The following is an 11,474-nucleotide window of genomic DNA, read 5'->3' as shown; positions in this document are numbered from 1 at the left end:
AACCCGGTGGTGTTTGGCTTAGGGCGACACTGATAATAAGTAGTGTGCTGAACCAGCGTCCAAGAAGATTGATCATGCTTTTTCGTGGGGGTACACCAATAAGAAGGTGCTCGGTTAGGATTGCGACGTTATCCAACAAAGTCCAGGATAAGGCTATTGCCATCACATCCTCTGCTGAGAGGGCTGGGATCAATACTGCAATATTGATAAGGTTGGCTATCCAATTCTTGGGTCCACTTTGCAGTGCGAGGCGCGAAGGTGCGGTCAATAAAACAGTTGTTCCGAGGGTAAAAGCCAACAGAGTGTAAACCCAATGGTTAGAATCCAAAGAAAAGGCGATGATGGATCGAAAGGAAGAGGAAGTAAGCAACCAGGGGATAGTGATCTGGGAGTAAGCGGCTTGCCAGGTGCTCATTAGGCTCAGTCCCCATCCGATGAGCACCGTGATGACGCTAATTAGCCATGCTGAACCCACGCCGCGGTGAGATCGTTGGACTAATCCAACCCCTACCGCTCCCAATAGGGGAAGTACAGCCAATATTAAAAGGCGCATAATAGGATCATAAAACTTCGGCAAAAGGTTTGCGATACAGGTAGCGCCCCATGCCTGGCCGACCTCGCCATTCACGGCCATCTACAATCAAATTCCCACGCAGAAAAACTTTTTCCGGAAAGCCGGTCAATTCCCAGCCCTCGAAGAGATTGTAATCAGTGCGGTGCTGAGCGTAAGCGACTCCGTAAGTCACTTTTTTATTGGGGTCCCAAATGACAATATCGGCATCGGCGCCTGGCATCAGACTGCCCTTTTGAGGATATAGGCCAAAAATTTTGGCCGGGTTGGTGCTGGTAAGTGCTACAAATTGGTTGGGTGTGATCTTGCCTGGGACAACTGCGGTGGTCCAGAATATCGGAAGTCGGTCCCCAACAGCGGGCAGCCCATTAGGAATTTTACTAAAGTCATCTTTTCCCAATTCTTTACCTGGAATCTTAACCGGCTGTCCTTCGTAAAGGATAGGTTTTGTGCCATCGTAAAAGAAGGGACAATGATCTGTGGCTAAAACTTGGATAGTGCCGTTGATAAGACCCTCCCATAGGCGTTGGTTGTCGGTAGCGGTGCGCATTGGGGGTGAGCAGATCCATTTGGCACCATCAGGGCGGCGCAGATCCTCAATGGTGAAGAAAAGATACTGTGGACACGTTTCTCCCATGACGGGCAAGCCTTTTTCGCGGACGTAGGCTAATTGATCCACTTCCCCTGCGGCATTCATATGAACCACATAGAGAGGAGCCTCGGCTTGGGCGGCAAGCGCAGCGCCACGCAAGAAGGCTTCAATTGCGCCCCAGGCAGGACGGGTGTGGGCGTGCCATTCGGGGGTAGTGTGACCAGCGGCTAGAGCCTCTGCTACCAGAATATCAATAACGTCCCCATTTTCGGCATGTAACATGGTCAGCATCCCATGTTTGCCGGCAATGCGCATCACCTGGAAAATTTCCCCATCTTGTAAACGTAGGCGGTTATTGTAGGCGGTAAATACCTTGACCGTTGTGATACCTTCATCAATGAGGCGAGGAATTTCAGCAGCTACTTGATCGTTAAAGTTGGTGATGTTCATGTGGAAACTAAAATCAATCGCCGCTTTGGGGTCTGCCTTCGCATGCCAGGCTTCAATATTGGCGCGCAAAGAAGGCAGATCCTGAGGAACAAAATCAATCACCGTGGTGGTGCCACCAAAAGCTGCCGCTTTGTGACCTGTATAGTGATCATCCGAGGAAACCGTGCCGAACATTGGCAGGTCAAAGTGGGTATGGACATCAATGCCACCGGGAAGCACATATTTACCATGAGCGTCAACAATTTGGGCGTTTTCGGAGGTCGGGAGATCATGACCAATGAGGGCGATTTTTTCGCCATCAATGAGCAAATCGGCTTGGATGGTTTCTGAAGCCGTGACCAGGGTTCCTGATTTAATCAAAATTTGCATATGCCCTCCTCCGGATTGATTACTATCAAATAAGGATAGATTATCACCTCTGTGGAATTTTACCAAAGCCCAGAATGGGGTTAAAAATTAATCAACCCCAAGAATTCTAGCATAGCTGCATCGAGATTGCTGATTCCCTCGGGTAGAGTAGTCGCATTGTAAGTGTACTGATGGGTTGCTCGTTCCCGCAATGAACGCCACACCAGTACACGTTCTTCGCCTTCGAGCGCTAGATCTTGGAGGCGGTGAGCCCGACTTAACAATTCTCCAGTGGTGTAAAGAAACGTCAGACGCCGCCAATTATCAGCGATGATTGGTTGAGGTAGACGTTGGAGTGGGCCGAGTTGGATTTTGTAGTATTCTTCATTTGCACGAGGATGATTGGGTTCATCGCGCAAGAGTTCACGGCGCCAGGTGAGTTCGTGCCCGTAAACAGGGGTGATATAGTTGATGCGCCATCGTTCATCAGGGCTAAAAGCGGATGTCTGGTAGAAAGCAAGGTAGTCCACCGCGATGACTTTGGGGGCCGATTTTAATGGAATACGATACCAACCCAGGACGCGGGCAATCTCTAGATCACGCGGCGAAGGAACAACTGCAACCAGAACCAGCGCCGTTGGCGGAGGATAATTAGAAGGTGCTTTGCTTATGTCCATTCGGTGTGAAAGATTCCATCTCGATCAATACGGCGGTAAGTGTGGGCGCCAAAATAATCGCGCTGGGCTTGAATAAGGTTGGCTGGCAATCTCTCACTTCGGTAGGCATCGTAATATGCCAGGGCTGTGCTCATGCCCATCATGGGGATTCCTAAATCTATACCAATTTTTATCACTTCACGCAGGGCTTGGTGGTGCGAAGCCAGCGTATCACGGAAGGCGGGCGCTAACAGCAAATTAATCAGGCCTGGGTCGCTCTGATAGGCGGCAGTGATGTCTCCCAGCAGTCGCGCACGGATAATGCACCCAGCGCGCCAAATGGCTGCTAAGCGGTCAAGCTTCAGATCATACCCATATTCGAGGGAGGCTTGTCGCAATAGTCCCATGCCCTGAGCGTAAGCGATCATTTTACTGGCATATAGAGCCCGTTGTGCTAGATTGATCAAGTTTGTCGGATCACCTTGGTAAGCCTTGGTGGGACCGCTCAGGATGCGGCTGGCCTGGACGCGTTCGTGCTTGAAGGCAGAGAGAATGCGCATATCTACTGCTGCGCTGATCGTAGGCACCGCAGCGCCGACGTCTAGCGCATTCTGGCTGGTCCATTTGCCGGTGCCCTTCTGTTGGGCTTCGTCTAGGATCATATCCACAAGCGGGTGGCCGGTTTCGTCATCACGTTTTCGAAGTACTTCTGAAGTGATTTGAATCAAGTAGGATTGCAATTCGCTCTGATTCCATTTTTCGAAAATATCCGCAAGTTGGTACGCCGATAACCCCAAGGCATGCTTGAGCAGGTGGTAGGTTTCGGCGATTAGCTGCATATCAGCATACTCAATGCCGTTGTGCACCATTTTGACATAATGACCCGCACCACGCGGCCCGATGTAGTCCACACAGGGTTCGTCATCTTCGGCCTTAGCGGCAATATCACGGAGCATAGGTGCGAGGCTTTCCCAGGCTTGATAAGGACCGCCTGGCATCAGGCTGGGTCCCCACAGTGCCCCTTCTTCTCCGCCGGAAATCCCCATTCCTACGTAGTGGATGCCAGTGTCCTTCAGGGCTTCATGGCGGCGCTCGGTATCTTGGAAGTAAGAGTTGCCTCCATCAATCAGGATATCACCAGGTTCTAATAGAGGTTGCAGAGCGGCAATCATATCATCCACAGGTTTCCCTGCTTGCACCATGAGAAGGATGCGCCGCGGGTGTTCCAGATGAGCACAAAACTCTTCTAATGAGTACGTACCGATTAAGCGCTGACCTGGCTTGGAGGAGGCAAGCAGGCTGCGCGTTTTTTCTGCGGTGCGGTTATATAAGGCAACCCAATACCCATGCCGCTCGAAATTGAGGGCTAAATTGTGACCCATCACACCTAAGCCAATCACGCCGATATCTGCTTTCTTCATGGGAGTGCTCCGTCGAACTTGGGGATTAATCCTGAGAAGGTGGCTAAATATTGTGTAAATTATACTGCTTGTGTTGCTTAAATGTGAAAAACTCCGGCGTCTGCGCCGGAGTTGGGTTTAGGTTTAGAACGGAGCCCGTGATACAGCAAAGGGCTGAGTGTTCCATTTAGGACTGCGTCTTAATAGGGTATTAAGATGGGCGACTAAGATGTTAGCGGAAACGGGTTTGATCAAATAATCATCGGCGCCCGCGTCTAGCGCCGCAGCGACATGGCCGGGTTGGTCAAGAGCGGAAAGGATCAGAATAGGGACATTGCTGAATTGACGAATTTCCTGGCAAACTTTCCAACCATCCATTTCTGGCATAACCAGATCAAGGATGATAATATCCGGTTGTGTTTCCTTGACCTTTTCAATGCCCTCAAAGCCTGTGGTGGCTTGTTCGATGGTAGCATGAATATTCATAGTTTGGAGGATGGCCTTGAGCAGATCTGCAGTTGAAAGGTCGTCATCAATGATCAAAAGTTTCATGGTTGCCTCCGGTCCGGGTTACAATCTTTATTATCTTCGTTTTGGCGTAAAAAAGACCTTGCAGATGGTTTACAATTGGTTAGAAAATGGGGATCAGGATAGTAGTGATGTTGAATAAACGCATTGTGTAAACAAACGATGAATTCGTGCTAAAAATCACATGTCTTTGTGGTAAAATTGAAAACTTGATAGGCTTGATCAGTCCCCACGAAACATGTGGGTGTAAAAACTGGCATTTCGTTCACATAAGGAGGATCATCTGATCATGAAGAAGTGGGTTTATCTCTTCCACGAATTGGATGAAGTTGAGAAATATGTAGGTGGCAATTGGGATGACGTGCGTGGCTTGCTAGGTGGCAAAGGGGCCAACCTGGCCGAAATGACTCGCCTGGGCGTCCCGGTGCCGCCTGGGTTCACGGTAACGACCGAGGCGTGCAATGCCTATCTCAAAGCAGGGGGGAAGTTCCCCGAAGGGTTGTGGGAACAGATGATGGCCGCCCTGGCCGAGGTTGAGAAACTGACCGGCAAGAAATTCGGCGGTACGGAAAACCCGCTGTTAGTCTCATGCCGCTCAGGAGCTAAATTCTCGATGCCGGGTATGATGGACACTGTGCTCAACATTGGCCTGAACGATGAGACGGCCCAAGCTATGATCCGGCTGACTAATAATCCCCGCTTTGTGTACGATGCGTATCGCCGCCTGGTGCAAATGTTTGGCTCGGTAGTGCTGGGGATCCCGGATGAAGCCTTCGAGGAAGTGCTGGATGAATTCAAGCGCGCCCGTGGCGCCAAAGCCGATACTGACCTGACGGCCGAGGATTTGAAGGAACTCACCGAAGAGTTCAAGAAGGTTGTGCGCAAACAAAAAGGCTTCGATTTCCCCACCGACCCCTATGAGCAGTTGCGTCTGGCCACCGAGGCGGTGTTCAAATCCTGGAATGGTAAGCGCGCTGTGGATTATCGCCGTGCGACCGGCATCCCCGATGATCTGGGTACGGCGGTTAACATCGTGACCATGGTCTTCGGCAATATGGGGTGGGACTCTGGCACCGGTGTAGCCTTCACCCGTGATCCCTCGACAGGCGAGAAGAAGTTGTATGGCGAATATCTGCTCAATGCTCAGGGTGAGGATGTGGTCGCGGGTATTCGCAACACCGAAAAAATTGAGAATCTCGCCAAACAATTGCCTGAAGCTTACCAGCAGTTCTTGGAGATTTGCGAAAAACTAGAACGCCATTACCGCGACATGCAAGACGTGGAATTCACCATCGAGCGTGGCCGTTTGTGGATGCTGCAGACGCGCAATGGTAAGCGCACCGCCCGCGCGGCCGTGAAGATCGCGGTAGATATGGTCAACGAGGGTTTGATCACCAAAGAAGAGGCGGTTTTACGTGTCTCCCCTGAGCAGGTAGACACCCTTTTGCACCCACAGTTCGACCCCAAAGTGATTCGGGAAGCCAAGAAGGAAGGGCGTCTCTTTGCAACGGGTGTGAATGCCTCACCGGGAGCAGCAGTTGGGCAGGTCTATTTTGATGCTGACACCGCCGAGCGAATGGCCAAAGAGTTCAAGCAAGATGTGATCATGGTTCGCCCCTTTACCAAACCGGATGATGTGCATGGTATGCTCGCTGCCAAGGGTATTTTAACCAGCGAAGGTGGGGCAACCTCCCATGCGGCGGTCGTGGCACGTCAATTTGGTGTACCCTGCGTCGTTGGAGCCTCATCCATCCAGATTGATCTGGACAAGCGACTCATGAGTGCTAATGGCGTTGTAGTGCGCGAAGGGGAATGGATCTCATTAGACGGTGGTACTGGTGAAGTCTTCTTGGGTAAATTGCCTATGACCGCGCCCTCATTAGAGGAACAACGGGATCTCATGACACTGCTGGAATGGGCGGACGAAATGTGCGCCCGCCCTGGCATTCGCAAGGGACCCGAAGGCTTCCCGACCACGGGACTGCAGGTTTGGGCAAATGCGGATTATCCCAAGGATGCCCGCCGTGCGCGTGCTTATGGGGCGAAGGGGATTGGTCTGTGCCGCACCGAGCACATGTTCTTTGAGCCCGAACGGTTGCCTATCGTGCAGCGCATGATCCTGGCGAAGACCAGTGAAGAGCGTAAGCAGGCCTTAGATGAACTATTACCTTTCCAACGCTCCGACTTTGAGGGCTTGTTTGAGGCCATGGATGGTTACCCTGTCATCATTCGTCTGATTGACCCGCCATTGCACGAGTTCCTGCCCTCAGAGAAGGAGTTGCAAGAGCAAATTATTACCAAGCGCTTGCAGAACCTGGCCGATTATGTTTTGGGCAAGGGCGAGAGCAAGGACATCGCTGAACTCGAGAAAATCTTGGCGGCAGTTGAAGCGATGCATGAATCGAACCCAATGATGGGTTTACGTGGGGTGCGCTTGAGCATCGTGATGCCTGAGATTGTTGAGATGCAAGTGCGGGCAATCTTCGAGGCAGCAGCCAATGTGACCCTGCGCGGCATTAAGGCCAAGCCCGAGGTGATGATCCCGTTGACGGGTCATATTAATGAGCTCAAATGGATCCAGCCGCGCTTGGAGGAAATTGCCAAACAAGTTATGAAGGAGAAAGGGGTGGAATTCCCTTATAAATTCGGCACCATGATCGAAGTACCGCGTGCCGCCGTGACGGCAGGCGAGATCGCCCAAATTGCGGAATTCTTCTCCTTCGGCACCAACGACCTCACCCAGATGACCTTCGGTTATAGCCGTGACGATGCCGAACGTTCTTTCCTCGTCAAGTATGTGGAACTGGGTGTGCTACCCAAGAATCCCTTCCAGACTCTAGATCGTGAAGGGGTTGGCCGTCTGATGAAGATGGCGATAGAGGAAGGACGCAAGACGCGGCCCGACCTTGAGGTGGGTATCTGCGGTGAGCATGGTGGTGATCCCTCTTCTATTGAGTTCTGCCACTTGGTGGGGAACAATTATGTATCGTGCTCGCCGTTCCGTGTGCCGGTGGCGCGCCTTGCTGCGGCACATGCCGCTCTCAAGCACGCCACAAAATAGGAGCGGGCGAATAGATCTGAACGAAGTGGGCGGGAGATTAACTCTCGCCCATTTTTATTTTCTTGACAGATAAACGGCTTGAATTATAATTAACCCCACAAAACGATCCTCGCTAGCTCAATCGGCAGAGCGGGCGGCTGTTAACCGCTAGGTTCCAGGTTCGAGTCCTGGGCGAGGAGCCTGAAAGATTAAACCGGACGGAGGGTCCGGCTTTGTTTCTTAATCAGGATGAGTAGAATTATTAACCAAAATTCACCCAATTTTGGGAGTTTATCCTTCCCATTATCATGCTAAAATCAAAAAGCGCAACCCTTATATATAACTCACCCATCAGGAGGTTTTTATGTCCGACTTTAGAACTACGCTGGTGGGGTATGCCACCTACCGCGGACGTGAGGGACATTGGAGCTTTTTGCTCCATCGAATTACCGGACTGGGGGTCGTCTTATTCCTTACCATTCATATCATAGACATCGCCTTTGTTTATTTCAACCCAACCTTATTCATGAAGGCTATAGAGGTATACCGCTCAACCCTATTTGGGATTGGGGAGATTTTTTTGGTTTTTTGTGTGTTTTACCACGGCGTCAACGGTTTGCGCATCGCTTATCTTGATCTCTTCAAACCTCAAGGATGGCACATTGAAAGCCAACGCCGTTCTGCACGCTGGACATTGGGTATTGCTCTAATCCTCTGGCTCCCTTCGGCATTGTGGATGTTACGCAGTCTTCTTATGCACAATTATGGGCTTTTCAGTGGATAGGAGGTCATTATGGCGACAGCGACTCAAACCACGCGGCAGGTACGTGTAAAACCCAACTATGAGACCATCGCCTGGAAGTGGATGCGTTATAGCGCTTTTGCGATGATCCCTTTGGTATGGGGACATATGATTTTACAGGATGTAATTGTAGGGGTTCATCGCATTGACTTAGACTATGTGGCGATGCGATGGGCAAGCCTCTTCTGGCGAATTTATGACACTTTACTTTTGGGATTCGCGTTTGCCCACGGGGTGAATGGTTTGCGCCAAGTTTTGAATGACTTCATCCACGCGGATCGGGCGCGTAAGGTGATGAATTGGCTACTGTTCTTGTTCTGGTTGATTATTACCCTGATCGGTGGTGCGGCGCTCGTTGGTGGTGTTAATCAACCATTTCCTTTATCTTAAAGGCGGGGAGGTTATCGTATGGTTCATACCCATACCTTTGATGTGGTAATTGTTGGGGGGGGCGGGGCTGGCCTGATGGCGGCCTTATACGCCTCGAAGAAAGCGCGCACAGCCGTGGTCAGTAAACTCTATCCAACGCGCTCTCATACCGGCACGGCGCAAGGTGGAATTGGGGCTGCACTGGGCAATTTGGAAGAGGATCACTGGGAGTGGCATGCCTTTGATACGGTGAAGGGTAGTGATTATTTGGGAGATCAGGATGCAATTGAATTCATGTGTCGCGAAGCCGTTCAAGCCGTTTATGATTTGGAGCACATGGGATTACCTTTCTCCCGCACCCCCAATGGGCGCATTGATCAGCGGTTTTTTGGCGGGCATACTAACAACGTTACTGGCAAACCGGTGCGTCGCTCATGCTACGCCGCAGATCGTACCGGACATATGATCCTCCAAACCCTCTATCAGCAGTGTATCAAGAACGGTATTCGCTTTTTCGATGAATTCCAAGTCATGGACTTGCTCATACAGAATGGCGCGGTCGCCGGAGTTGTTGCGGTGGAACTGGCCACGGGAGATCTGCATGTATTCCATAGTAAAGCGGTGGTTTTTGCTACAGGTGGCCATGGTCGTATGTGGGAGGTGACTTCCAATGCCTATGCTTATACTGGCGATGGCGTCGCAGTTACCCTTCGTCGTGGCATCCCGGCAGAAGACATGGAGTTTTTCCAATTTCATCCTACTGGCATATATAAGTTAGGCATCTTAATTACCGAGGCAGTGCGGGGTGAGGGCGGTGTGCTGATCAATGGCAAGGGGGAGCGCTTTATGGAACGGTATGCACCGCGGATAAAGGACTTGGCTTCGCGTGATGTGGTGAGTCGGGCGATTTACTTGGAAATTAAAGAGGGCCGTGGCGTAAACGGGAAGAATTATCTCTACTTGGACGTTCGCCCTGAGACGGTCAATTACTACGCGGAGAAAGATGGACGCACACGTCCGGATGGATCGCCTTATCGAGTAACAGCAGAAGAGATATTGGCAAAAATTCCGGATATTACGGATTTCTGCCGTACCTATCTGGGCGTAGATCCGGTCAAAGACTTAATTCCGATTCAGCCTACCGCGCACTATGCCATGGGAGGCATACCTACCAACAAATTTGCTGAAGTAGTTATCGACTCTAAAAACACTGTTTTGCCCGGACTTTACGCGGCGGGTGAGTGTGCTTGTGTTTCCGTTCACGGGGCAAACCGCTTGGGCACCAATTCGTTGGTGGATTTGGTGGTATTCGGTAAATATGCCGGGATAAAAGCAGCCGAGTACGCGAATGGCGCGGATTTCCAACCTCTGCCTGAAGACCCGACAGGTTTCACACGGCAGCAGATTGAAGCCTTACGTCATGGTGATGGGCGAGAAAAAGCAGCCCAGATTGGCCGTGAATTACGTCATCTGATGTTTGATAAAGTGGGCGTATTTCGAACTGAAGAGGGTTTGCGTGAAGCAGTGGACAAAATCATGGAACTCCGTGAACGGTTTCGGCATGTAAGAGTTAGTGATGGTGGGCGTGCTTTTAATACTGAGTTGTTGAACACTTGGGAGTTGGGAAATTTGCTCGATTTGGCACTGGTTACGGCAGTTTCAGCCCTGGCGCGCAAGGAGAGCCGAGGGGCGCATGCTCGTGAAGACTATCCTAAGCGGGACGATGAAAATTGGCTCAAACATACCCTGGCCTGGTTGGATGGTGATGAGGTGCGCTTGGATTATAAACCGGTGGTGATCACGCAATATCTCCCTAAAGAGCGGGTTTACTGACTCAACCTGAGGAGTGCACTATGGAAATCCGTGTTCGCGTGTTTCGCTTCAATCCTGAAATGGATCGCAAGCCGCGTTACGATGTGTTCACAGTTGAAGCCAAACCCATGGATCGTGTGTTGGATTTGCTTGAGTATATTCGCGGTGATATTGATGGAACGCTGGCCTTTCGTCGCTCGTGTGGTCATGGCATATGTGGTTCAGATGCCATGCGTATCAATGGGCGAAATATGCTTGCATGTAAAGCATTGGTAAAAAACCTTGAAACAAACGAGATCACCGTAGAACCGCTTCTTGGTCTGCCAGTGCTCAAGGACCTGATCGTGGATATGGAACCGTTCTTTGAGCATTATCGTTCAGTGTTGCCCTATTTGATCAATGATGAGCCTCTTCCGGAAGACGGTAAGGAACGTTTGCAATCGCCAGCAGAGCGGGAACGATTTGACGATACAACAAAGTGTATTCTTTGTGCAGCATGCACGACTTCATGCCCCTCATTCTGGGCGGATGGTCGCTATGTGGGACCAGCGGCGATTGTCAACGCGCACCGTTTTATCTTTGACAGCCGTGATCGTGCTGCCGCTCAGCGGTTGGAGATCCTTAATCAACAAATGGGCGTTTGGCGCTGTCGCACAGCATTTAACTGTACTGAAGCCTGTCCGCGGGAGATAAAGATCACTCAGGCGATTGCCGAGGTTAAGCGGGCGATCCAAACCGGGCGTTTAGATTAACTTCAAAAAGCCAGATGCCAGGGTGAGGGGGGCACCCTGACATCTGGTAATTTAAATTTATCACATTTGCTTTCATAAATCAAGAGCCGGTTGGTTTTGGGTAGGGCTTTTTAAAGAATTAATTTTTGGGTAAAATTGAGCCATCCTACTTGTT

The 11,474-nt window shown here is 50.8% G+C and carries 10 protein-coding genes and 1 tRNA gene; 6 read left to right on the top strand and 5 right to left on the bottom strand.

The window, feature by feature from the left end; all coding sequences use genetic code 11:
* The 5 genes from AC01YT_RS07895 to AC01YT_RS07875 form a co-directional block, all read right to left on the bottom strand.
* Window positions 1–553, bottom strand: a 553-nt coding sequence (locus tag AC01YT_RS07895) for a hypothetical protein (RefSeq protein ID WP_476674311.1), incomplete at its 3' end; no start/stop codon positions are given.
* Window positions 554–560: 7 nt separating this feature from the next.
* Complete coding sequence (gene hydA / locus AC01YT_RS07890) at window positions 561–1,982, bottom strand: dihydropyrimidinase (RefSeq protein WP_476674309.1); 1,422 nt, start codon at window positions 1,980–1,982, stop codon at window positions 561–563.
* An 80-nt stretch (window positions 1,983–2,062) separates the two neighbouring features.
* Entirely contained in the window at window positions 2,063–2,638 is a 576-nt protein-coding gene (locus AC01YT_RS07885; RefSeq protein ID WP_476674307.1) for a hypothetical protein, read from the bottom strand.
* The gene (gene gndA / locus AC01YT_RS07880) at window positions 2,629–4,038 is read right to left on the bottom strand and encodes an NADP-dependent phosphogluconate dehydrogenase (protein ID WP_476674305.1); all 1,410 of its coding nucleotides are present in this window, start codon (window positions 4,036–4,038) and stop codon (window positions 2,629–2,631) included. The genes AC01YT_RS07885 and gndA overlap by 10 nt, the downstream gene beginning before the upstream one ends.
* 123 nt (window positions 4,039–4,161) lie before the next feature.
* Entirely contained in the window at window positions 4,162–4,569 is a 408-nt protein-coding gene (locus AC01YT_RS07875) for a response regulator transcription factor (protein WP_476674303.1), read from the bottom strand.
* A gap of 265 nt (window positions 4,570–4,834) precedes the next feature.
* Between AC01YT_RS07875 and ppdK the strand changes: the two genes are divergently transcribed.
* The 6 genes from ppdK (at window position 4,835) to AC01YT_RS07845 (ending at window position 11,320) form a co-directional block, all read left to right on the top strand.
* Window positions 4,835–7,606, top strand: coding sequence for a pyruvate, phosphate dikinase (gene ppdK, locus AC01YT_RS07870; protein ID WP_476674301.1), 2,772 nt, complete (start codon window positions 4,835–4,837; stop codon window positions 7,604–7,606).
* A 106-nt stretch (window positions 7,607–7,712) separates the two neighbouring features.
* A tRNA-Asn gene (locus AC01YT_RS07865) sits at window positions 7,713–7,785 on the top strand.
* 164 nt (window positions 7,786–7,949) lie between these two features.
* On the top strand, window positions 7,950–8,369 hold the full coding sequence (locus AC01YT_RS07860; protein WP_476674299.1) for a succinate dehydrogenase/fumarate reductase transmembrane subunit: 420 nt from the start codon (window positions 7,950–7,952) through the stop codon (window positions 8,367–8,369).
* A gap of 9 nt (window positions 8,370–8,378) precedes the next feature.
* Complete coding sequence (locus tag AC01YT_RS07855; protein WP_424913532.1) at window positions 8,379–8,777, top strand: succinate dehydrogenase, hydrophobic membrane anchor protein; 399 nt, start codon at window positions 8,379–8,381, stop codon at window positions 8,775–8,777.
* 18 nt (window positions 8,778–8,795) lie between these two features.
* Window positions 8,796–10,589, top strand: coding sequence for an FAD-dependent oxidoreductase (locus AC01YT_RS07850; protein WP_476674296.1), 1,794 nt, complete (start codon window positions 8,796–8,798; stop codon window positions 10,587–10,589).
* A 20-nt stretch (window positions 10,590–10,609) separates the two neighbouring features.
* Complete coding sequence (locus AC01YT_RS07845) at window positions 10,610–11,320, top strand: succinate dehydrogenase iron-sulfur subunit (RefSeq protein WP_476674294.1); 711 nt, start codon at window positions 10,610–10,612, stop codon at window positions 11,318–11,320.
* Window positions 11,321–11,474 lie beyond the last annotated feature (154 nt).

It is taken from the genome of Thermanaerothrix sp., assembly GCF_056331585.1.
Note: the sequence above shows the minus strand (reverse complement) of the source record. Positions and strands in the feature narration are given on the sequence as shown.

What these genes read in the sequence shown, in the direction of transcription:
- hydA (WP_476674309.1), bottom strand. Translation starts at nt 1,982, where the DNA reads ATGCAAATTTTGATTAAATCAGGAACCCTGGTCACGGCTTCAGAAACC.
- AC01YT_RS07885 (WP_476674307.1), bottom strand. Translation starts at nt 2,638, where the DNA reads ATGGACATAAGCAAAGCACCTTCTAATTATCCTCCGCCAACGGCGCTG.
- gndA (WP_476674305.1), bottom strand. Translation starts at nt 4,038, where the DNA reads ATGAAGAAAGCAGATATCGGCGTGATTGGCTTAGGTGTGATGGGTCAC.
- AC01YT_RS07875 (WP_476674303.1), bottom strand. Translation starts at nt 4,569, where the DNA reads ATGAAACTTTTGATCATTGATGACGACCTTTCAACTGCAGATCTGCTC.
- ppdK (WP_476674301.1), top strand. Translation starts at nt 4,835, where the DNA reads ATGAAGAAGTGGGTTTATCTCTTCCACGAATTGGATGAAGTTGAGAAA.
- AC01YT_RS07860 (WP_476674299.1), top strand. Translation starts at nt 7,950, where the DNA reads ATGTCCGACTTTAGAACTACGCTGGTGGGGTATGCCACCTACCGCGGA.
- AC01YT_RS07855 (WP_424913532.1), top strand. Translation starts at nt 8,379, where the DNA reads ATGGCGACAGCGACTCAAACCACGCGGCAGGTACGTGTAAAACCCAAC.
- AC01YT_RS07850 (WP_476674296.1), top strand. Translation starts at nt 8,796, where the DNA reads ATGGTTCATACCCATACCTTTGATGTGGTAATTGTTGGGGGGGGCGGG.
- AC01YT_RS07845 (WP_476674294.1), top strand. Translation starts at nt 10,610, where the DNA reads ATGGAAATCCGTGTTCGCGTGTTTCGCTTCAATCCTGAAATGGATCGC.